The organism is Streptomyces sp. NRRL F-525 (assembly GCF_000716605.1).
Taxonomy (GTDB): domain Bacteria; phylum Actinomycetota; class Actinomycetes; order Streptomycetales; family Streptomycetaceae; genus Streptomyces.
The window spans coordinates 1-25,576 of record NZ_JNXE01000039.1; the positions used below are offsets into that span (position 1 = coordinate 1).

General features: G+C 70.9%; 22 protein-coding genes and 1 pseudogene. 11 read left to right on the forward strand and 12 right to left on the reverse strand.

Annotated features, from left to right (window positions below; genetic code table 11):
- Positions 1 to 132: pseudogene (locus OO69_RS53240) on the forward strand (DNA-3-methyladenine glycosylase 2 family protein); the annotation flags it as partial.
- 155 nt (positions 133 to 287) lie between these two features.
- On the opposite strand, the gene OO69_RS38665 reads toward OO69_RS53240, so the two are convergent.
- The 7 genes from OO69_RS38665 to rsmI all read right to left on the reverse strand — a co-directional run bounded on the left by OO69_RS38665 (position 288) and on the right by rsmI (position 7,181).
- Entirely contained in the window at positions 288 to 1,067 is a 780-nt protein-coding gene (locus tag OO69_RS38665) for an MHYT domain-containing protein (protein WP_033285616.1), read from the reverse strand.
- Positions 1,068 to 1,259: 192 nt separating this feature from the next.
- Positions 1,260 to 2,189: a 4-(cytidine 5'-diphospho)-2-C-methyl-D-erythritol kinase gene (locus tag OO69_RS38670; RefSeq protein WP_033285617.1), complete on the reverse strand. Its 930-nt coding sequence runs from the start codon at positions 2,187 to 2,189 to the stop codon at positions 1,260 to 1,262.
- Entirely contained in the window at positions 2,186 to 3,079 is an 894-nt protein-coding gene (gene rsmA / locus OO69_RS38675) for a 16S rRNA (adenine(1518)-N(6)/adenine(1519)-N(6))-dimethyltransferase RsmA (RefSeq protein ID WP_033285618.1), read from the reverse strand. The genes OO69_RS38670 and rsmA overlap by 4 nt, the downstream gene beginning before the upstream one ends.
- 112 nt (positions 3,080 to 3,191) lie before the next feature.
- Positions 3,192 to 4,493 carry a resuscitation-promoting factor gene (locus tag OO69_RS38680; protein WP_033285619.1) on the reverse strand — a complete coding sequence of 434 codons (1,302 nt, stop codon included), beginning with the start codon at positions 4,491 to 4,493 and terminating at the stop codon, positions 3,192 to 3,194.
- Positions 4,494 to 4,636: 143 nt separating this feature from the next.
- On the reverse strand, positions 4,637 to 5,539 hold the full coding sequence (locus OO69_RS38685; RefSeq protein WP_033285620.1) for a TatD family hydrolase: 903 nt from the start codon (positions 5,537 to 5,539) through the stop codon (positions 4,637 to 4,639).
- Between the two features lie 47 nt (positions 5,540 to 5,586).
- A complete protein-coding gene (locus OO69_RS38690) occupies positions 5,587 to 6,015 on the reverse strand; it encodes a hypothetical protein (RefSeq protein ID WP_033285621.1) in 429 nt (142 codons plus the stop codon).
- A 305-nt stretch (positions 6,016 to 6,320) separates the two neighbouring features.
- On the reverse strand, positions 6,321 to 7,181 hold the full coding sequence (gene rsmI, locus OO69_RS38695; RefSeq protein ID WP_033285622.1) for a 16S rRNA (cytidine(1402)-2'-O)-methyltransferase: 861 nt from the start codon (positions 7,179 to 7,181) through the stop codon (positions 6,321 to 6,323).
- A gap of 62 nt (positions 7,182 to 7,243) precedes the next feature.
- On the opposite strand from rsmI, the gene OO69_RS38700 reads away from it, so the two are divergent.
- Positions 7,244 to 8,986: a dolichyl-phosphate-mannose--protein mannosyltransferase gene (locus tag OO69_RS38700; RefSeq protein ID WP_033285623.1), complete on the forward strand. Its 1,743-nt coding sequence runs from the start codon at positions 7,244 to 7,246 to the stop codon at positions 8,984 to 8,986.
- 7 nt (positions 8,987 to 8,993) lie between these two features.
- On the opposite strand, the gene OO69_RS38705 is transcribed toward OO69_RS38700, so the two are convergent.
- Positions 8,994 to 9,851: a calcium-binding protein gene (locus OO69_RS38705; protein ID WP_033285624.1), complete on the reverse strand. Its 858-nt coding sequence runs from the start codon at positions 9,849 to 9,851 to the stop codon at positions 8,994 to 8,996.
- Between the two features lie 276 nt (positions 9,852 to 10,127).
- Between OO69_RS38705 and OO69_RS38710 the strand changes: the two genes are divergently transcribed.
- Entirely contained in the window at positions 10,128 to 11,759 is a 1,632-nt protein-coding gene (locus OO69_RS38710) for a penicillin-binding transpeptidase domain-containing protein (RefSeq protein WP_033285625.1), read from the forward strand.
- A 131-nt stretch (positions 11,760 to 11,890) separates the two neighbouring features.
- Positions 11,891 to 13,570 carry a penicillin-binding transpeptidase domain-containing protein gene (locus OO69_RS38715; RefSeq protein ID WP_033285626.1) on the forward strand — a complete coding sequence of 560 codons (1,680 nt, stop codon included), beginning with the start codon at positions 11,891 to 11,893 and terminating at the stop codon, positions 13,568 to 13,570.
- Between the two features lie 63 nt (positions 13,571 to 13,633).
- Here the strand turns inward: OO69_RS38715 and OO69_RS38720 are convergent, their stop codons facing one another.
- Positions 13,634 to 13,987, reverse strand: coding sequence for an SsgA family sporulation/cell division regulator (locus tag OO69_RS38720; protein ID WP_033285627.1), 354 nt, complete (start codon positions 13,985 to 13,987; stop codon positions 13,634 to 13,636).
- Positions 13,988 to 14,157: 170 nt separating this feature from the next.
- Between OO69_RS38720 and OO69_RS38725 the strand changes: the two genes are divergently transcribed.
- The 7 genes from OO69_RS38725 (at position 14,158) to OO69_RS38755 (ending at position 20,497) form a co-directional block, all read left to right on the forward strand.
- Positions 14,158 to 15,186 (forward strand): energy-coupling factor ABC transporter permease, encoded by a 1,029-nt coding sequence (locus OO69_RS38725; RefSeq protein WP_106971185.1) that lies wholly within the window; start codon positions 14,158 to 14,160, stop codon positions 15,184 to 15,186.
- Between the two features lies 1 nt (position 15,187).
- A complete protein-coding gene (cbiQ, locus tag OO69_RS38730) occupies positions 15,188 to 15,949 on the forward strand; it encodes a cobalt ECF transporter T component CbiQ (protein WP_033285629.1) in 762 nt (253 codons plus the stop codon).
- A complete protein-coding gene (locus OO69_RS38735; RefSeq protein ID WP_033285630.1) occupies positions 15,937 to 16,701 on the forward strand; it encodes an energy-coupling factor ABC transporter ATP-binding protein in 765 nt (254 codons plus the stop codon). Before cbiQ ends, OO69_RS38735 begins: the two co-directional genes overlap by 13 nt.
- Positions 16,698 to 17,174: a MarR family winged helix-turn-helix transcriptional regulator gene (locus tag OO69_RS38740; protein ID WP_033285631.1), complete on the forward strand. Its 477-nt coding sequence runs from the start codon at positions 16,698 to 16,700 to the stop codon at positions 17,172 to 17,174. The genes OO69_RS38735 and OO69_RS38740 overlap by 4 nt, the downstream gene beginning before the upstream one ends.
- A 116-nt stretch (positions 17,175 to 17,290) precedes the next feature.
- The gene (locus OO69_RS38745) at positions 17,291 to 17,755 is read left to right on the forward strand and encodes an organic hydroperoxide resistance protein (RefSeq protein WP_033285632.1); all 465 of its coding nucleotides are present in this window, start codon (positions 17,291 to 17,293) and stop codon (positions 17,753 to 17,755) included.
- 35 nt (positions 17,756 to 17,790) lie between these two features.
- Positions 17,791 to 18,954 (forward strand): serine hydrolase domain-containing protein, encoded by a 1,164-nt coding sequence (locus tag OO69_RS38750; protein WP_033285633.1) that lies wholly within the window; start codon positions 17,791 to 17,793, stop codon positions 18,952 to 18,954.
- A gap of 67 nt (positions 18,955 to 19,021) precedes the next feature.
- Positions 19,022 to 20,497 (forward strand): purple acid phosphatase family protein, encoded by a 1,476-nt coding sequence (locus OO69_RS38755; RefSeq protein WP_033285634.1) that lies wholly within the window; start codon positions 19,022 to 19,024, stop codon positions 20,495 to 20,497.
- Here OO69_RS38755 and OO69_RS38760 read toward each other — a convergent pair.
- Genes OO69_RS38760 through OO69_RS38770 form a run of 3 tightly spaced genes read right to left on the reverse strand, consistent with a single transcriptional unit; the run spans position 20,467 to position 25,512 of the window.
- Positions 20,467 to 23,220: an alkaline phosphatase family protein gene (locus OO69_RS38760; RefSeq protein WP_033285635.1), complete on the reverse strand. Its 2,754-nt coding sequence runs from the start codon at positions 23,218 to 23,220 to the stop codon at positions 20,467 to 20,469. The two genes, OO69_RS38755 and OO69_RS38760, sit on opposite strands and share 31 nt — an antisense overlap.
- Entirely contained in the window at positions 23,189 to 24,580 is a 1,392-nt protein-coding gene (locus tag OO69_RS38765; protein ID WP_051801533.1) for an ABC transporter permease, read from the reverse strand. Before OO69_RS38765 ends, OO69_RS38760 begins: the two co-directional genes overlap by 32 nt.
- Positions 24,577 to 25,512, reverse strand: a complete 936-nt coding sequence (locus OO69_RS38770) for an ABC transporter ATP-binding protein (protein WP_033285636.1) — start codon at positions 25,510 to 25,512, stop codon at positions 24,577 to 24,579. Before OO69_RS38770 ends, OO69_RS38765 begins: the two co-directional genes overlap by 4 nt.
- Positions 25,513 to 25,576: the final 64 nt, after the last annotated feature.

The window sequence follows — 25,576 nt, forward strand, 5'->3', positions numbered from 1 at the left end:
GAGTGGTTGTTGGAGCGGTTGCCGGAGATGCTGGGTGCCGCTGATGATCCTGGGGCGTTTGTGCCCCGGCATCGGCTGGGGGGCGTCGCTCAGCATCGGCGGGCGGGGGTGCGGGTGACGCGGGCCGGGGTGGGGGTGGGTGGTTGGGGTTGTGTGCGGGGTGCGGGTCTGTGGGGGCTGGGCGCGCAGTTCCCCGCGCCCCTAGGAGGTTGGGGTGGGCCAGGTTGAAGGCGGTCCCGGGGTGTCGTGGCGGTAGGTGGGTCCGCCGTGGCCCCGTCGAAGTCGGGTCAGACCGTGGCTAGTTCGACCTCGCGGAGCAACTCCGCGGCGAAGGCCGACTCGTGGCGCTTGCCGGTCGGGGAGAGGGCTACGTACGCGGAGGCCAGGAAGAGGAACGAGCCGAGGACGACCGCGAGCGGGAAGATGAACTCCGTGGCGGTGGCGCCGGACAGGGCCGCGCCGCTGGGCGCGAGGGCGACGCTCACGGCGTACATGCCGGTGTAGTGCATGCTGCTGACCGCGAGCCCCATGACGAGGGCGGCGAGGGTGGCCAGGACCGGGCCGCGGACGACCAGGGTGAGGGTGAGCGCGGCGGTCGCGGCGACGACGGCGATCGCGACGGAGGCGATGACGAGCCGGGGGTCGTAGTCGATCGTGCCGTGCAGGTCGAGCGCGGCCATGCCGGTGTAGTGCATGGCGGCGACGCCGAGGCCGGTGCCGATGCCGCCGAAGGCGACCGAGGTGACGCGGGAGCGGCCGTAGCCGGCGGTGAAGACGCCGGCGGCGACCACACCGATGGACATCAGCAGGCTCAGGACGGTGAGCGGGACGTCGTAGCGGATGGGGGTGCCTTCGACGCTGAAGCCGAGCATCGCCACGAAGTGCATGGTCCAGATGCCGGAGCCGATGGCGACGGAGGCGAGGGTCAGCCAGTTCCGTTTGGAGGCGCCGTCCGCCTCAAGTGCCCTTACGGTGCAGCGCAGTCCGAGGGCGGCGCCGACGCAGGCCATCGCGTAGGAGAGGACCGGGGTGACCCAGCCCGCGCTGAAGTGATCCATGTGGCCCATGGGGAGGTTCCTCTCGGGCGTGGCGCGGCGAGACCGCGCGCGCAGGGAGTACCGCCGGTAACGAGGACCGGGGTTGGCTGATCATGCCAGCCGCACCTGCGGGACATACGCCGCGAAAAGGACCCCAGGGTCGATTGGTGAACATTAAATCAATGTGGTTTGGATTACACCGAACACGCGTATTTTTGCAGGTCAGGCGGGTGTTCCGTGGACCTCGTGTGAAGGTCGGTCGATCACGGTCGCCCCCGCCGCCGGACCCGTCGCCGTACGGACCGTCCGGCAGGTTCCGGAGGCGGCCAGCGCCTCCGCCGCCTTCGCCGCCGAACCGGGGTCGCGGACGAGGAACGCCGTCGTCGGGCCCGAGCCGGAGACCAGCGCGGCGAGGGCGCCCGCGGTGCGGCCCGCGGCGAGGGTGTCGGCCAGTTCCGGGAAGAGCGAAAGGGCCGCGGGCTGAAGGTCGTTGGAGACCGCGGCGGCGAGCGCGTCCGGGTCGCCCTTCGCGAGCGCGTCGAGGAGCGGCTGCGAGGCGACGGGCTCGGGGATGTCGGTGCCCTCGCCCAAGCGGTCGAACTCCCGGAAGACGGCCGGAGTGGACAGCCCGCGCTCCGCCATCGCGAACACCCAGTGGAAGGTGCCGCCGGTCTCCAGGACGGTCAGCTTCTCGCCGCGCCCGATGCCGAGCGCCGCTCCGCCGACCAGACTGAACGGCACATCGCTGCCCAACTCCGCGCAGATGTCGAGCAGTTCGGCCCGCGAGGCCCCGGTCCCCCACAACGCGTCGCACGCCACCAGCGCGCCCGCCCCGTCCGCACTGCCGCCCGCCATGCCACCGGCGACGGGGATGTCCTTGGCGATGTGGAGGTGCACGGCGGGGTCGCGCCCGTACCGCTCCGCCAGTGCTACGGCCGCCCGCGCCGCCAAGTTCGTACGGTCCAGGGGGACTTGAGCCGCGTCCGGGCCCGCGCAGGTGACCCGGAGTTCGTCGGCGGGGGTCACGGTGACCTCGTCGTACAGGCCGACGGCGAGGAAGACGTTCGCCAGGTCGTGGAAGCCGTCGGGGCGCGCGGCCCCCACCGCGAGCTGGACGTTGACCTTCGCGGGGACACGGACGGTGACACTCACTTGCCGGGCTCCTCGTGCTGGACCTCTTCGGCGTCCACCTTGTTCTCCGCGATGCGGGTGAACTCCTCGACCGTGAGCGACTCGCCGCGCGCCTGCGGCGACACCCCGGCCGCCACCAGTGCCGTCTCCGCCGCCGCGGCCGAGCCCGCCCAGCCCGCGAGGGCCGCCCGCAGGGTCTTGCGGCGTTGGGCGAAGGCCGCGTCGACCACGGCGAAGACCTCGCGGCGGGTGGCTGTCGTCTTCAGGGGCTCGGCCCTGCGGGTCAGCGCCACCAGGCCGCTGTCCACGTTCGGGGCCGGCCAGAAGACCGTGCGGCCGATGGAACCGGCCCGCTTGACCTCGGCGTACCAGTTCGCCTTCACCGACGGGACGCCGTACACCTTCGAACCGGGCGGTGCGGCCAGGCGGTCGGCCACCTCGGCCTGGACCATCACCAGGGTGCGTTCGATGGTCGGGAAGTGTTCCAGCATGTGGAGCAGGACCGGTACGGCCACGTTGTAGGGGAGGTTGGCGACCAGCGCGGTCGGGGGCGGGCCGGGGAGTTCCGTCACCTGCATCGCGTCCGAGTGCACCAGGGCGAAGCGGTCCGCCCGGTCCGGCATCCGCGCCGCCACCGTCGCCGGGAGTGCGCCTGCGAGGGTGTCGTCGATCTCCACGGCGGTGACGCGGTCGGCCACTTCGAGCAGGGCGAGTGTGAGTGAGCCCAGGCCGGGGCCTACCTCCACCACCACGTCGTCGGGGCGGACGTCTGCGGTGCGGACGATGCGGCGGACGGTGTTCGCGTCGATCACGAAGTTCTGGCCGCGTTGTTTGGTGGGGCGGACGTTCAGGGCGGCGGCCAGTTCGCGGATTTCTGCGGGGCCCAGGAGGGCGTCGGGGTTGCTGCTCACGTTCCTAGGTTACGGGGCCGTTTTCGGCTGCCGCGCCGTCGTGGCTGGTCGCGCAGTTCCCCGCGCCCCTAGGGGGTGGGGGCTGCGCCCCCTACCCCCTATCTCCTGTCTCTCAGCCGTGCAGTCTTGTTCCGCAGTGCGGCCATGGGCTCGAACCCCGTCGCACGTACAGCCTCTTCGCGCGCAACGTCTGCTCCTCCGCGCTCGCGTCCTGCGGGCGACCGCTCCCGCCCAGGCTGTGCCAGGTGTGGGTGTCGAACTGGTAGAGGCCGCCGTAGGTGCCCGAGGGGTCCACCGCGCCGGGGCGGCCGCCGGACTCGCAGGTCGCCAGGCCGTGCCAGTTGAGTTGGTCGGCGCCCTGGACCGACGTGGGCATCGGCTTCGAGCCCACCTTCACCAGCTGTGAGCGAGGTTCGCGGACCAGCTGGTCGTCCACTCGGCGGGGCTTCTCCTTGACGCCGTTGACCGTGCGGAGGGTGTAGGTGACCCGGCGCAGGCCCGGCTGGCCCGCCCGCTCCACCACCTCCGTGCCCTTGAACAGGGTGGGGTCGTCCGTGCGTTCCACCTTGAAGGGGATCGCCTCCTCGCGGACCTCGCGCGTGCCCGTCACCCGCAGGACCGTGATCGTCTGGCCGTCGCGCGGGAAGCTGGCCGGGGGAACCGAGGTGGTGTCCTCGCCGTGGAGGCCGATGCCCGCCTCCTGGACCGCCTCACCGACCGTCGCCGCGTTGGTGCGGATCGTGCGGGCGCGGCCGTCGGCCATGATCGTGACGGTGCGTTCGGTGCGGACGTCGAGGGCGAGTCCGGCGCGGCCGATGGGCTGGGAGCGCGAGGTGGAGACGTAGGCGCCCTCGGCCCGTACGCCGAGTTGTTCGAGGGCGCCGTCGACCGTGCGGGCCGTGGTCCACACCTCGCGCCGGTGGCCGTCGATGGTGAGCCGCACTGGGCGGCCGTAGCGGACCGCGACCTCGTCGCCGCTGGCGAGGGGCGCGTCGCGGCCGGGGGCGACCACGTCGTGCGCGCCTACGTCCACGCCCTGCTGGGCGAGGAGTTCGGTGACGTCGTCGGCGAAGGTGTGCAGGGTGCGCGGCTTGCCGTCGACGTTCAGCTCGATCGCCTTGTCCTTGGCGACGAACGCGGTGGTACCGCCGGCGAGGAAGGCGACGACCAGGGCCTGCGGGACCAGCCTGCGCATCGCCGAGCCGGAGTCCGGGCGGTCGGCTCTTCGGCGCCGGCCGTGCCGCGCCGCCGGTTCGCTCTCCGGCTCGGCGGTGCCCGCCTGGCGCGGGAACACGGGTTCGTACGCCTCGTAGGCGGGGCGGTACGTGTCCTCGTACACCTCGGTGGGCCCGTCGGTGTACGCGTCGGCGCGCACACCGCGGTCGTACGTCTCGTAGGTCTCGTAGTTGCTCACGCCGACACGCTCCAGAAGGCCACGGGGGTCCGGATCGGGCCAACAGAACCTAGCGGAGTGACCGTCACTCTCCAAAGCGGCGCGGCTACCCAGAGTTGTGTTCGATGACGTCCTGAGGATGTGTTCCGTGCGGCCCCGAGGGCTCAATAGGCGAACACCCGGGCCGTGTTGGCCGCCAGCGCCGTCGCCAGCTCGTCCTCCTCGATGCCCCGTACGGCGGCCATCGCGCGCACCGTGACCGGGATGAGATAGGGCGCGTTGGGCCGTCCGCGGTACGGGGCCGGGGTCAGGAAGGGCGCGTCCGTCTCCACCAGGACCAGCTCCAGGGGGGCCACCGCCAGCGCGTCCCGCAGGTTCTGGGCGTTCTTGAAGGTGACGGTGCCGGCGAAGGACATGAAGTACCCGGCGCGGGCGCAGAGTTCGGCCATCTCGGCGTCGCCGGAGTAGCAGTGGAAGACCGTGCGCTCGGGGGCGCCTTCCTCCTTGAGGACGCGCAGGACGTCGGCGTGGGCGTCGCGGTCGTGGATGACCAGGGCCTTGCCGTGCCGCTTGGCGATCTCGATGTGCGCGCGGAACGACTGCTCCTGGGCCGCCTTGCCCTCGGGCCCGGTGCGGAAGTAGTCGAGGCCGGTCTCGCCGACGCCCTTGACCTGCGGGAGTCCGGCGAGGCGGTCGATCTCCGCGAGGGCTTCGTCGAGAGCCGCGTCGCCACCGGGTACGCGCGCTCCCTGGCGGGACCAGCCGTCCGGGTCGCCGTGGACTATGCGCGGGGCCTCGTTCGGGTGCAGGGCGACCGTCGCGTGGACGGCGTCGTACCGGGCGGCCGTCTCGGCGGCCCAGCGGGAGCCCTTCAGGTCGCAGCCGACCTGGACGACCGTCGTCACGCCGACCGACGCGGCCTTGGCGAGCGCCTGGTCCACCGTGCCGGACTGCATGTCGAGGTGGGTGTGGGAGTCGGCGACGGCCACCCGGAGGGGCTCCGGGAGCGGCGGCGCCGCGTTCTTCTCGCCGTCGCGGTCGCGGTCGCGGGCGCTGGAGGAAGGCATGCCCCGATCCTACGAAAGGGGCATGCCCGCCCGGTCGTCGGAGCCGGTCAGCTCGCCTTGCGGTGGAACGGGTGGAGGAGGTCGGACAGGTGCCAGTGGTGGTCCCTGTGCTCCGGCAGCGGGGTCACGGCGGCGTCGCCGTCCTCCGCCGCCTCGGCCGTGGCCGCCGCCCGGGGCCGCGGCGGCGCGTACTGCCGCTGCGCGGCCTCCCGTACCGACGAGACCTGGCCCGCGCGCATGATCCGCACGACATGCCCGTCGCAGTTGAGGCAGGCGGGCCGGCTGAGCGGTGACGGCACGACCTGACCCTCCGCCACGTACATCACGAACTGGTGGCCGTCGGTGTCGACGTGGTGCTCTATCTCGTACGACTGCTCCCAGCCGTGCCCGCACCGCATGCAGGCGAAGGAGTACGACTCGTTGACCACGGCGGTGGCGGGGCCACGGAGGCCGGTCTGCCCTGCGATCTCACTCATGCCAGCTCCTGCTTGCTTTCCGCTGGACAAATACCTCCGGCGAGGGGATTCCCCCCGGAATCCCGTTGGAGGCGAGGGACGGGTGTGTCCCTTCATCCAGTGGACGCCTCCGGCAGGGCGAACGCATCAGTCCTGTCGACTGTTGGAGGCGATTTGGACTTTCCTTGTCGAATCACCCCGGCAAGGCGGTCCGGGCTTTGCATTTCGTGACCGCGCTTTGCCCCGCCATGGGGCGCGCGCTCATCGGAACAGCGCCCCGCTCAGAGGAACCTTTCCCGCAGGTCAGAGGGGTTTTTTGCACAAGCTCAGAGGGGTTTTTGCGCAGACTTCGCCGCCACCACGGCATCGAACACCTCACGCTTGGGAACGCCTGCCTCGACGGCCACGGCGGCGATCGCCTCTTTACGCCGCTCCCCCGCCTCCTCGCGCACCCGAACCCGCCGTACCAACTCGTCGGCGCCCAGTTCCTCGGCCTTCGCGGGAGCGCCCTCGACGACGACGGTGATCTCCCCTCTGACCCCCTCCGCCGCCCACTCGGCCAGCTCGCCGACCGGGCCGCGCTTGATCTCCTCGTACGTCTTCGTCAGCTCGCGGCACACGGCGGCCCGCCGCTCGGCGCCGAACACCTCGGCCATCGCGGCGAGGGTGTCGTCGAGCCGGTGCGGGGCCTCGAAGTAGACGAGGGTGCGCCGCTCACCGGCGACCTCCCGCAGCCGCGACAGCCGCTCGCCGGCCTTGCGCGGCAGGAACCCCTCGAAGCAGAACCGGTCCACCGGCAGCCCTGACAGCGCGAGCGCGGTGAGCACGGCGGACGGTCCCGGTACGGCGGTGACCTTGATGTCCTTCTCCACGGCGGCGGCGACGAGCCGGTACCCGGGGTCGGACACGGACGGCATCCCGGCATCGGTGACCAGGAGCACGCGCGAACCGCCGAGCAGCGCCTCGACCAGCTCCGGTGTCCGGGCGGCCTCGTTGCCCTCGAAGTACGACACGACCCGCCCCTTGGGCTGCACCCCGAGCGCCTGGGTCAGCCGCCGCAGCCGCCGGGTGTCCTCGGCGGCGACCACATCGGCACCCGCCAACTCCTCGGCGAGCCGCGGCGGGGCGTCCGCGATGTCGCCGATGGGGGTGCCGGCAAGGACCAGAGTTCCGGGAGCAACTGTCACGTTTCCATCCTCTCAGGGGAGAGAGGCGGGACTCACACAGACCTGTTCCCTACGATGGCGCGGTGACCAGTACCGCGTCCTCCACGGACATCCGGCAAGGGCAGGCCCCGCTAGACCAGCGGCCGTCGTGGCAGCAGCGGCTGCGCCGATTCGGCTACACGGCGGGACCCAGAAGCGACGTACGCGACCGGCTGGTGCCGCCGTACGCGGAGCCCAGCCCGCGCCTGTGGGCGGCGCTCGGCTTCTCGCCTGCGCTCGTCGACCGCGTCAACCGCTGGTCGGGCTGGGGCGGCCCGCTGCTGGTCACGCTCATGGCGGGCGTGATGCGCTTCTACCACCTGGGCAGCCCCAAGGCGGTGATATTCGACGAGACGTACTACGCGAAGGACGCGTGGGCGCTGGTCCACCGCGGCTTCGAGGTCAACTGGGACAAGAACGCCAACGACCTGATCCTCCAGCACAACGGTCACATCCCCATCCCGACCGACGCGGCCTACGTCGTGCACCCGCCGGTCGGCAAGTACGTCATCGGCATCGGCGAGCTGATCTTCGGCTTCAACCCCTTCGGCTGGCGCTTCATGACAGCGCTGCTGGGCACATTGGCCATCCTGATGCTGTGCCGCATCGGCCGCCGCCTGTTCCGCTCCACGTTCCTGGGCTGCGTGGCGGGCGTCATGATGTCCCTCGACGGCCTGGCCTTCGTGATGGCCCGCACCTCGCTGCTCGACGGCGTCCTGATGTTCTTCGTGGTGGCGGCGTTCGGCTGCCTGCTCCTGGACCGGGACAGGGCCCGGGCGAAACTCGCGGCCGCGCTACCGGTCGACGCGGACGGCCGGGTCCGCCCGGACGCGCACATCGCGGACACCCTCTCCCTCGGCTGGCGCCCCTGGCGCTGGATGGCCGGCCTGACGCTCGGCCTCGCGATGGCCACCAAGTGGAACGGCATGTTCTACGCGGCGGCCTTCGTCATCATGGCCGTGCTCTGGGACGTCGGCTCCCGCAAGGTCGCGGGCGCGAGCAAGCCGTACGCCGCGGTCCTCAAGCACGACGTGGGCCTCGCCTTCATCTCCACCGCCCCGGTCGCGATCTCGGTCTACGTCCTGTCCTGGCTCGGCTGGATCCTCTCCCCGGCCAACGGCACCGGCGGCTACTTCCGCAACTGGGCGGCGACCGACGGCAAGGGCGGCTTCTGGAGCCACTACATGCCGGACTGGGCGCGCAGCCTGTGGCACTACGAGCACGAGGTCTACGAGTTCAACGTCGGCCTGCACTCCCCGCACACGTACATGTCCAACCCCTGGAGCTGGCTGGTCGACGGCCGCCCGGTCTCGTACTTCTACGAGTCCCCCTCCCCCGGCGCGGACGGCTGCCCGGCAAGCGCGGGCGAAAAATGCGCCCGCGAGGTCCTGGCCATCGGCACCCCACTCCTCTGGTGGGCGGCCTGCTTCGCCCTCCTGTACGTCCTGTGGCGCTGGGCGTTCCGCCGCGACTGGCGCGCGGGCGCGATCGCCTGCGGCGTGGCGGCCGGCTACCTCCCCTGGTTCATGTACCAGGACCGCACGATCTTCTTCTTCTACTCGATCGTCTTCCTCCCGTTCCTGTGCCTGGCGGTCGCGATGCTGATCGGCGCGGTCATCGGCCCACCGGGGTCCAGCGACACGCGCCGGGTCGCGGGGGCGGTGGGGGCGGGCGTGCTGGTCCTGCTGGTCACGTGGAACTTCATTTATTTCTGGCCGCTTTACACGGGGACGGCGATCCCGATCGACCAGTGGCGGTCGCGGATGTGGCTGGACACCTGGGTGTAGCCCGCCGTCAGTCCTGATGGACGTCGTCGTCGGCGGGCCCCCCGTCCAGCCGGTCCGTGCCGGGCCCGCCGTACAGCTTGTCCTTGCCGCCGTCGAATCTGCCGCCCTCGGGGTTGTCGCCGTAGAGGGTGTCGTCGCCGCTGTTGCCGTAGAGCGTGTCGGCGCCGACGCCTCCGTACAGCCGGTCGTCGCCGGGGCCGCCGTAGAGCGTGTCGTCGCCCTGGTCGCCGGAGAGGGACTGGCTGCCCGCGCCGCCGTCGAGGACGTCGTCGCCGGGACCGCCGCTTCCGCCGGCGCCGTCTCCCTCGGCGTGGATCGTGTCGTCGCCCTTGCCGCCCTCGACGTACTCGCCCGCCCGCACCGTGATGGTGTCGTCGCCGTTGTCCCCGTAGACGGCCTGGGCCTCCCGTGCGGTGCCGGTCCAGGTGTCCTTGCCCGCGCCGAGGTGGACCACGTTGTAGCCGAGATAGGCATAGGCGTCGGCGGGGATGTCGTTGTGCACGACGGCGGAGTCGTCCGCGTCGCCGAGGTTCAGCAGGAGCGTGGGGTAGGGGTCCGTCGCCATCTCCTCGATCACGATCGTGCAGGCGACCTTGGTGCGGTCCCCGGCGTCCGGGGAGACGCAGCCGGGCCCCGACGGCCTGATCGGGACCACGTCGTCGATCAGGTAGTGGACGACGCTCCCGCCGCTCTCCGACGTCTCGGTGACGGTCACGTGGTTGGCCTGGTGGCGGGCGGCCGTGTAGACGACCTTGCCGAGCACCGCGGCCGTCGCCGGCGGCCCCTTGTACGCCGCGGGCCCCGAGGTCACCGCGACCCGCACCGCGACCCCCAGAGCCAGCACCAGCGCCAGCACGACCCCCACCGCACCACCCGGTATCCGCCAGGTCGAGAGATCAACGCACCGCCTCCGTGGGCCAGTTGCGGATCCGGTGTGGATCCGGCACCACGACCGACCCCCCACCCTCGCCCCCGGTTGCCCGGTATCCCCCACCGTTCGCCGTACGTTCACATACGTGGTCCGATGGGCGGCGGGATTCAGTCAGCTGATCTCTGTTAGGACAACAAAAGGCAACACCCCTCACAGCTTTCCCCCACGCCACTTACAGTCGAAGGACTGATAACGGGGAGGGACAGGGGTATGCGCAAGGGGGTAAAAGCCACCGTCATCGGCAGTGTGTTCGCCGTGATGGTGGGCGGCGCGGGATACGGGGCGTTCAACGTCGTGTCCGCGCTGGGGGGTTCGGACGGGGTGGCCGGGGTCGGTGGGGCAACCGCCAAGAAGACCGGGCCGCCCAGCGGCAGTGAGGTCCAGGAGACGACGAAGAAGTTCTTCGCGGCCTGGGAGAGCGGGGAAGCGGTGACCGCCGCGTCGTACACGAACAACGACGCCGCCGCCGACACCGTTCTGGAGTCGTACAGCGGGGCCGGTCACATCACCAAGGTGAAGATCACGCCCGGTACGGCGACCGGGGCCACCGTGCCGTTCACCGTGAAGGCGACGGTGTCGTACAAGGGCATATCCAAGCCGCTCAGTTACCGGAGCGAGCTGACCGTCGTGCGCGGGGAGACGACCGGGCGGGCCCTCGTCGACTGGCAACCGACCGTCATACACCCGGAGTTGAAGACCGGCGACACGTTCGCCACCGGGGAGTCCGCGAGCCCGGCGATCGAGGCCGTGGACCGGAACGGGACCGTGCTGACCAAGGAGAAGTACCCCTCGCTGGGGCCGATCCTCGACGAGCTGCGGTCCAAGTACGGCGACAAGGCGGGCGGTACGCCCGGTATCGAGCTGTCGATCCGGCACGACGCCGCGGACTCGGCCGACACCACGCTGGTCACCCTGGAGAAGGGCAAGGCCGGCAAGGTGCGCACGACGCTCAGCGCGAGCGCGCAGGCCGCCGCCGAGAAGGCCGTGACGAAGTACTCGGAGTCCTCCGTCGCCGCCGTGCAGCCGAGCACCGGCCAGATCCTGGCGGTCGCCAACAACCGCGACGACGGCTTCAACGCCGCGTTCCTGGGCAAGTTGGCGCCCGGCTCGACGATGAAGATCATCAGTGCCGCCACGCTCATCGACAACGACATCACCAGCATGAGCGGCGCGGCGCCCTGCCCGCCCACCGCCACCTGGCAGAGCCAGACCTTCAAGAACCTGACGGGCCTCGCGCCGGACGAGAACGCGACGCTCGCCGACAGCTTCGCCCGCTCCTGCAACACGGCGTTCGTGAAGTTCGCCGACTCGGTCAAGGTGGACTCGCTGACCAAGGAGGCCGAGGACCGCTTCGGGCTCGGCCGGGACAACTGGAAGACCGGCATCCCGTCCTTCGACGGCTCGGTCCCCGCGTCCGGCGGCCCGGACACCGCGGCCAACCTGATCGGCCAGGGCCAGGTGCAGATGAGCCCGCTGAACATGGCGTCGGTGACGGCGACCGCGAAGACGGGCACGTTCCGCCAGCCGGTGCTCGTCGCGCAGAGCCTCGACGACCGCCAACTGGCCACCGCCCGGGGCCTGTCGGCGAGTACGTCGGCCCAGCTGCGGTCGATGATGAACCGCACCGCGACCAGCGGCACCGCGGCCGGCATCATGGCCGGGCTCGGCGGCAGCATCGGCGCGAAGACGGGGTCCGCCGAGGTGGACGGCCAGTCCAAGTCCAACAGCTGGTTCACCGGTTACCGCAACGACGTGGCCGCGGCGGCCATGACCCAGGACGGCGGCCACGGCATCGACGCCGCCGGCCCGATCGTCCGGGCGGTACTGGCGGCAGGTGGCTGATCTCACTCCGCGGGGAAAGTGAACTCACCCGCACAGGACGGGACTCTAGGCTGTGCCCCGTCGTTGGGGTGTGTGAGGGCTGAGGGCCAGAACGACGGGGGCCCAAAGGGATTCGCGGAGGATCGGGAACTGTGGGCACCAGGGGCAAGCGAAGGCGCGTACCCGAGAAGCGCAAGGCGAGACCCGCCGTGGTCGGCGGGGTGATCGCCGTGGCCGTCGTCGGCGCGGGCGTCGGCGCCTACGCGCTGTACGACGGCGGGGCCTCGGCCGAGGCGCGCACGTCGACCACCGCCGACCACAAGGCGATCAAGACGGGCCCGCTGTCGGCGACCGAGATCCAGACCACCGCGAAGCGGTACCTGGCCGACTGGCAGCAGGGCAAGGTCGCCCAGGCCGCCGCGACGACGGACAAGTCGACGGCGGCCGCCGCCCTGCTCACCGGGTACACGAAGAACGCCCACATGAAGGGCATCACCGTCACCGAGGGCACCCGCACCGGCGCCAAGGTCCCCTTCTCCGTGAAGTGCACGGTGTCGTACAAGGGCATCAACAAGCCGATGTCGTACGCGAGTTCACTCACGGTCGTGCGCAGCGCGAAGGACGGCAAGCCGTACGTCCAGTGGCACGCCTCCGTCGTCCACCCGGATCTCGCGGACGGCGACACCCTGGTCACGGGCGAGTCCGGCACCCCGCCGATCAAGGCCTACGACCGTGACGGCGGCGAGCTGACGGTCGCCAAGTACCCGTCCCTGGGGCCGGTGTTGGACGGTCTGCGGGAGAAGTTCGGCAAGAAGGCCGGCGGCAAGGCGGGCATCGAGCTCCAGGTGATCCGGGGCAAGAAGTCCAAGCAGTCCGACAAGACCCTCGTCGAGCTGAGCAAGGGCACCCCGGGCAAGGTGAAGACGACGCTCAGCCCGACCCTCCAGGCTGCGGCCGAGAAGCAGGTCGACAAGCAGAAGAACTCCTCGGTCGTGATGATGCGCCCGTCGACCGGCGAGATCCTGGCCGTCGCGAACGCCTCGCACGGCTTCAACGTGGCCTTCCAGGGCTCCCTCGCCCCCGGTTCCACGATGAAGATCGTGACGTCGACGATGCTCTTCGAGAAGAACCTGATCACCCCGGACGCGTCCCACCCCTGCCCCAAGACGTACAAGCTGGCGGGCTGGACCTTCCACAACGACGACGACTCGGAGATCAAGAAGGGCACGTTCAAGATGGCCTTCGGGGCCTCCTGCAACAACGCCTTCATCAACTTCGCGCCCAAGCTGTCCAACAGCGACCTGACGACGGAGGCCCAGCAGGTCTACGGCCTCGGCATGAACAACTGGGCCATCGGCGTCCCCACCTTCGACGGCTCGGTCCCGGTGCAGAGCGGCGCGCAGATGGGCGCCTCGCTGATCGGCCAGGGCGGGGTCCGCATGAACCCGCTGAACATGGCGTCGGTCGCCGCCACCGTCGACACGGGCACCTTCCACCAGCCGTACCTGGTCTCCCCGACGGTCGACAACCGCACGATCGCGAAGGCCTCGCGCACGATGTCGTCGACGACGCAGGCCGAGCTGAAGGAGGTCATGAAGTACACGGCCGACTACGGCACAGCGGCCGAGGCGATGTCCGGGCTCGGTCCGGACTACGGCGCGAAGACCGGCTCGGCGGAGGTCGACGGCCAGAAGAAGCCCAACGGCTGGTTCACCGCGTACAAGGGCGACCTCGTCGCCGCGGGCGTCGTCCAGGCGGGCGGCCACGGCGGCGACACGGCGGGCCCGATCGTGGCGGCCCTGCTCAAGCTGGGCGACAGCCTCGGCGGCTGACCCCCGGCCCGAGCCCGCTGAGCCCCTGAACGTCTCCGGGGCTCAGCTGATCCTCTGTGCGGCTCAGCTCGCGACCGGCGCGGTGGCCATATAGGTCCGCCGCAGGAACCGCATGATCGTCTTCGTCTCGAACTGGACGACGGAGACGCCCTGTTCGGAGTGGAACTCGACCACGGCCTGCACCCGCCCGCACGGCCACACCCGCACCTCGCCGCTGCCGGCCGGGGAACGCAGCCCCTGCTCCAGCAGCTCGCGGTCGAAGGTCCATTCGTGCGGTCCGGGCAGGCCGATACGGACGGCTCGGGGATCGGATTCGGGGTCGTACCGCAGGACGACGGGGACCGCGTCAGCATCCAGCCGGTCCACGTCCTCGTCGGTGACGATATGGGCTCGCGCGTACTGTTCGACTACGGACATCGGGCGGCCCCTTACGCTGAGTGACCTGTGTGAAAGCTATGCATCCGCTTCCACTACCCAAATGTCGCACATTTTCTCGGGAGCGCCCTCCGGGGCGACAGATCTCACATGTCGGCATGAGACTCTCTGGCTCTTGCAAAGCAGTCGCAATAGCCATCTAAAATCATCCCGTGCATGTGCCTGACGGATTCATAGACGCCCCCGTATCCGCCGCGACCGGTGTGGTCGCCGCGGCCGCCATCGCCGTGAGCCTGCACGGCGCGCGCCGCGAGCTCGACGAGCGGACGGCGCCGCTGGCGGGCCTGGTCGCCGCGTTCATCTTCGCCGTGCAGATGCTCAACTTCCCGGTCGCGGCCGGCACCAGCGGCCACCTGCTGGGCGGCGCCCTGGCCGCGATCCTGGTCGGCCCCTGCACCGGCGTGCTCTGCGTCTCGGTCGTCCTGCTCATGCAGGGCATCCTGTTCGCGGACGGCGGTCTGACCGCGCTCGGTGTGAACATCACCGACATGGCGATCACGACGACGGTCGTGGCGTACGCGGTCTTTCGCGGCCTGGTGAAGGTGTTGCCCCGCACCCGCCGCTCGATCACCGCCGCGTCGTTCCTCGCGGCCCTGCTCTCGGTCCCCGCGGCCGCCCTCGTCTTCACGCTCCTCTACTCCCTCGGCGGCACGACGGACGTCTCCCTCGCCAAGGTCGCCACCGCGATGATCGGCGTCCACGTCCTCATCGGCATCGGCGAGGCCGCGATCACCGCGCTGACGGTGGGCGCCGTGATCGCCGTACGCCCGGATCTGGTCCACGGCGCACGCGGTCTGGAGCAGCGCCTCAAGCTGCGCGTGAACGGCGAACTCGTGGACGCGCAGGCTCCGTTGGCACCGGCCACCCCTCGGGCCTCCCGCCGCAGACTGTGGATCACCGGCCTCGCCGCGTCCCTCCTCCTCGCCGGTTTCGTCAGCTTCTACGCCTCCTCGAACCCCGACGGCCTGGAGAAGGTGGCCGCCGACCAGGGCATCGACCGGCAGACCAAGGAGCACGCCTCGGCGGACTCCCCGCTGGCCGACTACGGCGTCCGGGACGTCGACGACGCCCGGCTCTCCGGGGGCCTCGCGGGCGTGATCGGCGTGGGCGTCACGGTCGTCGCGGGCACCGGCGTCTTCTGGGCGGTCCGCAAGCGCCGTAGCACCTCGCAGGTGGCCTGACATGGGCGCGGGCCACGCCCACCGCCTCTACCGGCACGGCCACTCCCCCGTCCACGGCCTGCCCCCGCACACCAAGCTGGCCGCCGCCTTCGCCTTCGTGGTGGTCGTGGTCTCGACCCCGCGCGAGGCGATGTGGGCGTTCGGCGTCTACGCCGTCCTCCTCGCGGGCGTCGCGTACACGGCCCGAGTCCCCGCGGGCTTCCTGCTCCGCCGCCTGCTGATCGAGATCCCGTTCGTGGCGTTCGCGGTGCTGATGCCCTTCGTGGCGGAGGGCGAGCAAGTCACCGTCCTGGGCGTGCAGTTGAGCGTGAACGGTCTCTGGGGCGCGTGGAACGTCCTGGCGAAGGGCACGCTGGGCGTGGCCGCCTCGGTCCTCCTGGCCTCGACCACCGAACTCCGCGAACTCCTCCTGGGACTGCAGCGGTTGAAGCTCCCGCCCCTCCTCGTCCAGATCGCGTCCTTCATGATCCGCTACGGCGATGTCATCACGGACGAGATGCGGCGGATGCGGATCGCCCGCGAGTCACGGGGTTTCGAGGCCCGGGGTGTCCGCCACTGGGGTGTGCTCGCGAAGTCGGCGGGCGCGTTGTTCATCCGCTCCTACGAACGCGGGGAGCGGGTCCATCTGGCCATGGTGAGCCGGGGTTACGCCGGTTCGATGCCGGTGATCGACGAGGTGACCGCGTCCCGGGCGCAGTGGTCGTACGCCCTCGCACTGCCGTCAGCCGCCCTCGTCGTATGCCTGTTGGGATGGACGCTGTGACCGATTCCCTTTCGCTGGAGGTCTCCGGCCTCGCCTTCGCCTACCCCGACGGCCAACAGGCCCTGTTCGGCGTCGACTTCACCGTCGCGCGCGGCGAACGCGTCGCCCTGCTCGGTCCGAACGGCGCCGGCAAGACCACCCTCGTGCTGCACCTCAACGGCATCCTCACGGCCGGCGCCGGGACGGTGACGGTGGCCGGACTCCCGGTCGGCAAGCGGCACATGGCGGAGATCAGGCGCCGGGTCGGGATCGTGTTCCAGGATCCCGACGACCAACTCTTCATGCCGACGGTCCGGGAGGACGTGGCGTTCGGCCCGGCGGCGGCCGGGATGAAGGGCGCGGAGCTGGAGCAACGGGTGCGTACGGCACTGGAGTTGGTGGGGATGGCGGAGTTCGCGGACCGGCCTCCGCACCACCTGTCGTTCGGGCAGCGGCGCCGAGTCGCGGTCGCCACGGTGTTGGCGATGGAGCCGGAGATCCTCGTCCTCGACGAGCCCTCCTCCAACCTCGACCCCGCTTCCCGCCGCGAACTGGCCGACATCCTGCGGTCGTTGGACGTGACGGCCCTCATGGTCACGCACGACCTGCCCTACGCGCTGGAGTTGTGCCCGCGCGCGCTGATCCTGAGCGAGGGTGTGATCGCGGCGGACGGGAAGACCGGTGAACTGCTCTCCGACGACGCGTTGATGCGCGCCCATCGCCTGGAGTTGCCCTTCGGGTTCGACCCGCGGTCCGTGACAATGGGCGCGTGACGAACGAGGAGCACAAGGATCACGCCGCTGCCGGGTCGCTGCTCCTCGACGAGCAGTTGTGCTTCGCGCTGTACGCGGCCCAGCGGGCGCTGACGGCCGCGTACCGCCCCCTCCTGGAGGACCTGGAGCTGACCTACCCGCAGTACCTCGTCCTCCTCGTCCTGTGGGAGCGCGGCGAGACCCCGATCAAGGACCTCGCGACCGCGCTCCACCTCGACTACGGCACGGTGTCACCGCTCCTGAAGCGCCTGGAGACAGCGGGCCTGGTCCACCGGGAGCGCGCGGCGCACGACGAGCGCTCGGTACTGGTCGCGTGCACGGAACGGGGTTCGGCCCTCAGGGAGCGCGCGGCCCTGGTGCCGGGTGCGCTGCTGGCGGCGACGGAGCTGGAGATGCCGGAGGTCTCGCGGCTGCGGGCGGAGCTGTGGCGGCTGGCGGAGCGCGCGGAGGCGGCGGCGGAACGGGCCCGCTGACCTCGGGTTACCGATGGTTCGTACCCCCTGAAGGACACGGTCGACCTACTCACCAGTATCTTGTGCACGATGTAGTTGCGCGCTCTCGTGTTTCCGTCCCTGGGGGAGGTCCCGCCATGACCGACGACACAGCTGCCACCACTGACACAGTTGTCGACACCCGCCCGACGAAGATCATGTACGTCGCCGAGGCCACCGCCCACGGCGGCCGGGACGGTTTCGTCAGCAGCCAGGACGGCCAGCTCGCCCTCCAGGTCGCGATGCCCCCGGCGCTGGGCGGCGACGGCAACGGCACCAACCCCGAGCAGCTCTTCGCGGCCGGCTACAGCTCCTGCTTCCACAACGCGCTGGTCCTGGTCGGCCGTAGGGCGGGCTTCGACCTGATCGGTTCGACGGTCGCCGCGAAGGTCGGCATCGGCCCCAACAAGCAGCGCGGCTACGGCCTCGCGGTCGCCCTGAGCGTGTCCCTGCCGATCCTCGACCCGGACATCGCGGCGAAGCTGGTGGACGCGGCGCACGAGGTCTGCCCGTACTCGAACGCGACCCGCGGGAACATCGACGTCACGATCCTGCTTGGTTGAGAGAGAGTACGGACGGCGGGACGAGGAGCGCGGGCGTGGACGTGAACGGGTTGGTGGCCGAGGGCTTCGAGCCGGTCAGGGATGCGTTCGTGGGGAACTTCGAGGCGCGCGGGGACCGGGGCGCGGCCGTGACGGTATACCGGCACGGGCACCGGGTCGTGGACCTCTGGGCGGGCACGAAGGACGTGGACGGCAGCGCTCCCTGGGAGCGGGGCACGGCCCAGATCGTGCGCTCGGCGACGAAGGGCGTGGCGGCCGCCGCACTGCTCCTGCTCGCGCAGCGCGGGGAGCTGGACCTGGACGCTCCGGTGGGCGAGTACTGGCCGGAGTACAAGGCGGCGGGCAAGGACCGGACCCTCGTGTGGCATCTGCTCGCGCATCGCGCGGGTGTGCCGGTGCTGGACCGGCCGCTGACCCCGGTGCAGGCCGCCGATCCGGTACTGGCCGCTGAGGCGGTCGCGGCGCAGGCGCCGGTGTGGGAACCGGGCACGGATCACGGCTATCACGCGCAGACGTACAGCTGGCTCACCGCTGAACTGGTACGCCGGGTGACGGGACGATCGATCGGCGAGTGGATCGCGGACGAGATCGCGGGTCCGGTCGGGGCGGACGTGTGGGTGGGCCTTCCGGCGAGCGAGGCGGGCCGGGTGGGCCGGGTCGCGCAACTGGAGGCCGTGACATCGGACACAGGCGTCCTCCGCACCCGCCCCAAGCGCTCGGTCTCCGAGGCGTACGCGAACCCCGACTCCCTCACCCGGCGCGCGTTCGGCGCGATCACGCCGATGCCGGACGAGAACGACCCGGCGTACCGGGCGGCCGTACTCCCCGCGTCGAACGGCATCGCGACGGCGGACGGACTGGCCCGTGTCTACGCGTCGCTGATCGGCGAACTGGACGGCGGAACAAGGCTGTTCACACCGGAGACGACGGAACTGGCCCGCACGGAACGCTCGTCGGGCCCGGACCGCGTCCTCGTGATCAGCACCCGTTTCGGCCTGGGCTACATGCTGCACGGCAGCGCGTCGCCGCTCCTCTCGGAGGGCTCCTTCGGCCACCCGGGCCGGGGCGGCGCGCTGGGCTTCGCGGACCCGGAGTCGGGCATCGCGTTCGGCTATGTCACGAACGGCTTCCGCAAGAGCGTCACGGCGGACCCGAGGGCGCAGGCGCTGGTGCGGGCCGTGCGCGCCTCCCTCATGTAGCACACTGGTAGGACCACGGCAGCCGCCACCACCGCTGCCGTTCACGGCCGACGGGCAGGAGAGAGGTATGCGCTGCTGTCTCTCCGCTCCCTTCGCGGCACTCGCCGCCCTCCCCACGCCCTACGACGTCCTGCGCTCCGGCGCGCTCCTCGCCCCCGCCCTGCTGCGTGCCGCTCCCCTGCGCGGCAGGGGCCGTTCCCTGGTGGCCGTCCACCTCGAACTGGTCACGCTCACCGAGGACCACGCCATCGTCACCTGGCACACCGGGATCCCGGGCACGGACGACGGCCTCGGCCACCTGCTCCCCGCGGTCACGGAGGGCGAGGTCGTCTACGGCACCCACCCGGCCCACCTGAACCGCATCGCCTCCGAGGAGCGCCCCACCGCGCACCACCACGTGGAGCTGACCGGCCTGGAACCCGGGCAGACGTACTACTACCGGGCCCGCTCCCGGGGCGTCCCCGCCGTACCGACCCCCTTGCACCACGTACGCGGCAACGCGGTCGGCACCTCCCGGCACGGTTTCGGGGGCTCGCGGACCGGCACGTACTCCTTCACCACGCCCCAACCCCCGCCCGGCAGACACCTGTTGTCGATCGCCCTCTGCAACGACCTGCACCTCGGCGAGACCACCGCGGGCCTGGTCGCCGGCGTCCCCGGCATGCGCGGGATATCGCAGGCGGCGGGTCTCGCGGCCTACCCGGAGATCATGAGCCGGGCCCTGGTCGAGGAGGCCCGGCGGCGCGGCGCGGACGTGCTGCTGGCCGCCGGGGACCTCTCGGCGGGCGGAGGGCCGCGGGACGTGGCCACGGCGCGGCGCATCCTGGACGGCTTCGGCACGCTCGGCCGGGACTACTTCGTCGTACGCGGCAACCACGACCGCCCGCCGGCCCACTGGGCCGACCCCTTCGGCGACACGTTCACCACCACCGGCACCCCCGGCTACTTCGCGCACGACCTCGGCGGACTGCGCGTCCTCGGCCTCGACACCTACGCCAAGGCGGGCAACGGCGGCGACGCGGGCGGGCTGGGTGCCGAGCAACTGTCCTGGTTCCAGGCGCAGTTGAGGTCGGACCCGGACCGGCCGACCCTCGTCTTCGGCCACCATCCGTTGACCGTACGGGACTCCGTGTTCCCGGTGACGCGGGGCCAGAGCCTCGACCGGAAGCAGGCCCGCGCGATCGTCGACGCGTACGTCTCGGCGCCGGGCGTCTTCCTGCACCACGCGGGGCACACCCACCGCAACAAGAGAACCGTCCTGAACCGCGCCCCGCACGTCGTCCAGCAGGAGGTCGCCGCCGCGAAGGACTACCCCGGCGGTTTCTCCCTCCTGCGGATCCACTCCGGCGGCTACGCCCTCAACCACTACAAGGCCGGTGCCGCCGAGGCCCGTGAGTGGGGCGAGCGCGCCCGGCGCGTGGCGGGCGGACTGTGGCCGCACCACGCGCTGGGCCGCTCGGCCACGGACCGCAACAGCGTCCGCGCCCACGACCTGTCCGGCGTCATCCCCTGTCAGCCGTCGGACTCCGGCGACGGGAGGTAGGCGCCGGGCACGTCGTTCGGGGCGTAGACCTTCTTGTCGCCGGGGTACGGCTTGGTCCAGTCGTGGGTCTGGTACCAGGTGTAGCGGTTCATCTGGGTGGGGTTGGCGTAGTCGGGCACGGCGTTCGGGCCGGTCAGCCGCTGGTGCGAGGCCCAGGTCTTCCACTGGGCGGCGAGCTTCTGCTCGGCCTGCGGCACCGCGACGGACGTCGGCGCTGCCGCCGCCTTGGTGTCCTGGGCCGCCGGGGTGTCCGAGCCGCAGGACGGCTGGGGGCTCACGCCGAGGGTCAGCGAGGTGCGGTTGGGCACCGCCGTGAACGGGGTGTCGTCCGCCTTCTTCGTGAACGCCCCGTACATCGGGGTGGCCGCGCTGTCGAGCTGGTTCATCGGGTGGATCCCGAGGATCTGCTCGACCGTGCGGACCATGGTGATCTGCGAGTAGTAGTGGTTGTCGACCGTGCCGTGCTCGGCGTACGGGCTGATGACCTGGACCGGGGCGCGGTGGCCGTCGACGTGGTCGAGTCCGGCCTGGGAGTCGTCCTCGACGACGAAGATCGCCGAGTCCTTCCAGAACTTGCTGTGGGTGATCTCGTCGACCATCCGGCCGACGGCGAGGTCGTTGTCGGCGACCTCGGCGGCGGCGTTGGCCGGGCCGCCGGTGTGGTCGTTGGAGAACCAGAACATGTTCAGGTTCGCCGGGCCGTTCTTCTCGAAGTCCTGCTTCCAGATCTGCTCTTTGTAGATGTCCGGGACGTCGAGGTCGAACAGCGGGAAGCCCTGCACCGACACGTCGTTGAGCGAGGGGATCGCCGACCCCGTCTTGATCGGGTAGGCGGTTCCGGCCCCCGTCGCGGCCATGTTCTTGCTGTCGCAGTACAGGTTCTGCCAGTTCGCCCCGGCCGGCTTGGTCTCCAGGGACTGGAACTCGCCGAAGTCCTTGACGCTCTTCCCGGCCGCCTGCGCGCCGGTCCAGATGAAGCCGGACTTCTGGTGGCCCAGCACGTCGTTCTCGGTGTCGTAGCTGCGCGTGTACTCACCGGCCGAGGACTCCGTGTACTCCGGGTTGTCCGACTGCATCAGCCAGTTGTGGCCCTCGGCGGAGTTGGTGCCGATGTCGTAGAAGTTGTCGTAGAGCCCGAACTGCTGGGCCAGCGCGTGCTGGTTGGGCGTCACGTTCTCGCCGAACTGGGTGAGCGAGGCGTCGCCGTCGCCCTGCGGGAGGTCGCCGTAGACCTGGTCGTAGGTCCGGTTCTCCTTCACGAGCAGGAAGACGTGCTTGATCGTCGAGGGGTCGCCGATGCGGGCCGGGACCGGGACGGCCTTCGCGTGGCTCTTGTTCCTGGCGGTGGTGACGGAGCCGGGTGTCCAGCCGTTCTGCCGGAAGACCTTGGCGGTCTGCGACCTGATGGTGAGGTCGCTCGGCAGCGTGAACTGCGTGAGGCTCGACGTCGTGTCGTGGGTGTTGTGGCCGGCGGCGTCGGGGCGGAGGGCGTCCACGCCACGGGTGTTGGTGACGACGATCTGCTTGCCGACGGTGGTGATCTCCGAGGGGAAGTAGTCCGTGGGGAGCAGGCCGACGTAGCGGGCGGGCTGCTGCGGGGAGGTGTAGCGGTAGACGGCGACCGCGTTGGCCCGGCCGAGCGTCACCAGCAGGCGGCCGTCGCCGGTGAGGGTCACGGCGTTGGGCTCGTAGCCGACCGACGCCTCGGGCCACGGCTGGGTGGCGATGGTCTGCACGACCTTGCCCTTGCGGGTGTCGATGACCGAGACGCTGTTGTCGGCGGTGTTGGTGACGAACACCGCGCCGTTCTTCGCGTACACGGCGGTCGGGTGCAGTCCTACGTCGATGGTTCCTACGGCGGCTGCCGGGTCCGCCGTGTCGATGACGCTGACGGTGCCGGTGGTGCTGGCGCCGGTCTTCGGGTTGGCGACGACGTCGGTACCGTAGGAGTTGATGGTGGTGTCGCCGGGCTTCGCGGGGCGGCCGCCCTCGTTGCTGACGTACAACGTGCCGCCGACCAGGGCGATGCCGCGCGGGGCGTTGCCAACTGCCCAGCTCTGCTTGACGGTTCCGGTCGCCGTGTCGATGGCGACCACCTTGTTCTGGCCGTTGACCGCGGAGTACACGGTGGAGCCGTCGGCCGAGAACACGGCCGCGCCGACGAGGGCCTGCTTGGCGCCGTCGGCCGCTATCGGGACGGCAGTCGGAGCGGAGAGGGTGCCGTCGGCGGCGACCGTGAACTTCGTGTAGCCGTTCGCCTGTCCGAGCCACAGCTGCTTGCCGTCCGGCGAGTAGGTCGGGCCTTCCTGGCCGACGGCGCCGCTGCTGATGCGCAGGCCGTCCGCCGCGTTGGTGCCGACCTTCTGCTCGACCTGCCCGGTCGCGAGGTCCATGACGATCAGGGAGGCGTCCCCGTCGGTGACGGAGGCCGCGAGGTGGCTGCCGTCCGGGCTGACCGCCGACGACATGATCTTGCCGTCGTTGACGACGGTACGGCTGCCGTACGGCTTGATGTACTGGTCGCTGGAGATGACCTGGCCGTCGGCGGTGGTCTGGCCGACCTGCTGGGTGCCGAACCGGTACGTCGAGGCGACCGCGGTGCCCGTCACACCGAGGGCGACGGCGATACCGGCCGTCACCAGCACGGCCCGGCGGCCGACGCGTCTGCCGAAGAGGTTGACCTGCTCCTTCTCACTGACCCGGCGTTGCCGCGTTACCTGCATGGACCTGTCCCTTCGAGGTGGTGTCGAGCAGGTCGACGTTGCCGTCGAACTGCCAGAGCGGGTTCGGGGTGTCCCCGGTCGAAGTCCGCACCAGGAAGTAGCCGTTGACTTCCTTCGGCCCGTCGCCGTCGGCCACGTACCGTCCGTCCGGGCCGATGTCGAGCTGGTAGATAGCCGTCCCCGTGACCGCGACACCGGGGAGGTGCCAACTCACCACACAGCGCCAGTCGTTGCCGGGTCCCTCCTGGGCGGCCTGCCCGTCGCTCTTGGTGCAGGCGGCCGAGGTCCGCAGCTGCGCCTCGGTGACGGCGGGACGGTGGAGTTGATCGGTCTGCATCCGGTAGAGGTGGGCGAAGGCGGTGGCGAGGGACCGCTGGACCTTGTCCTGCCCGATCCCGGAACCGGTCGAGGGGGTGGCCACAGCGACCACTCCGACGGTGAGGGCGGTCAGCGCGGTGAGCGGCAGCAGGCCTACGGTGAGCGCGCGGCGCCCGGACCCGTCGTAGGCCGGGTTGGTGAAGTCCCGCCGTACGAACAGGAGATAGGCCAGTGCGGTGGCGAGGGCGGCCCACACCAGGCTGACCGCGACGCCGATGAGGAGCGGGGCGAGTTGGGCGGGACTGGTGAACAGACCGTTCCAGGAGATGAAGGCGTAACCGGGCAGGGCGAGGCGGACGGCCACCGGCAGCGGCAGCATCTGGGCGACCTGCATCGCGAGCGCGACCAGCGGGGGCAGCAGCAGCCCCATCGGGGACCGTCCCAGCGCGACCGATCCGAGGAGTCCGATCGCGGCGAGGGCCAGGGTCGGGGCGAGCGCGCAGAGCCAGGCGAGCAGCACCCGGCCGGCGGCGTCCCCCGGCGCCAGCAGCTGACCGTCGAGACCGACCAACTGCCGGTTCCCTACGGCCAGTAGCCCGCCGACCACGCTGGAACCGACCAGCCCCGCCACCAGCATCAGGATGACGGTGAGACTGGCGAGGGCCTTCGCCGCGAAGATCCGCCGGGGCGAGCGGACCGCCACCAGCAGATGGCGCCAGGTGCCGAGCCGGTCCTCGGCGGCGAACACGTCACCGGCGACCACCGAGGTCAGGATCGGCAGCGCCCAGGTGCCGGCGAACCCCAGCACCACCAGCGGCCCGGCCCACCCCGTGGCGAGCATCCAGCGCCCGAAGAGCGTGTCGGAGGGCAGCGTGCTCTGCTGGCTCACCCCGGCGACGAAGAGCGCGGGCGCGACCCAACAGGCCAGTACCAGCAGCCGGATCCGCCACTGCGAGACGAGCTTGACCAGTTCGAAGCGGTAGGCGCGCGGGACGGGGACGCGGGCGGTGACGGCGGCGGCCCGGGTGACGGTGGCGGTCATCGGCCGTCCTCCCGCCGCTCGGTGAGGGCGAGGAACGCGGCCTCAAGTGGCGATACGACAGGGGCGAGTTCACGCACCGCGACCCCCGACCGCACCAGCCCCGCGACGAGTTCGTCGAGAGCGGGCACAAGGGCGCGCACGACGAGGACCTCGCTGTCCTGCTGGACGCCGTCGAGGACCCGTATCCCGGCCGTACCGTCGGCCTGCCGACGTGCGGCGTCCGGGTCGGATGTCCGTACCCGGTAGTCGAGTTCACGGTTCTCGGCGGCGAGCTTGTTCAGCGGCCCGGAGAACACCACGCGCCCGGTGTCGAGGATGGTGACCTCGGCGCACAACGCCTCCAGGTCGTCCATGTGATGACTGGAGAGCACCACGCTCGTGCCCTCCGCGGCGAGCCGGTTGAGAACGCGGTGCACGTGTCTCTTTCCGGCCGGGTCAAGGCCGTTGGCGGGTTCGTCGAGTACGAGCAGCCGGGGTCTGGTGAGCAGGGCGGCGGCGAGCCCGAGCCGCTGGCGCATGCCGAGGGAGAAGCCGCGGGCCTTGTCGTCGGCGACATCGGTGAGCCCGACCTGGTCGAGCACGTCGTCGATCCCCGCGGTCCGCGCGTCCTCGCCCCGGAGGCCGGCCAACGCGGCGAGGTTCTGCCGGGCGGTGAGCGACGGATACAGACCGGGCGCGTCCACGAACCCCGCGACACCGTCCGGCACGGCGAGCGCACGCTCCACCGGCGTGCCCAGGATCTCCAGCCGGCCGCGGTCGGCGACAGCCAGCCCCAGCAGCAGGCCGAGCAGGGTCGTCTTCCCGGCGCCGTTCGGTCCGACCAGTCCGTGGATCTGCCCCTGTGTCACGTCCAGGTCGACACTGTCGAGTGCCACGACCTCACCGAAACACCTGGTGATCCCACTGGCCCGGACCGCGTGGAGTCTCTCCATGAGCCCCTTCTTCCGAATCCTCAGGAACCCTAGGGACACCACACATCCCACGCACAGACAGTCG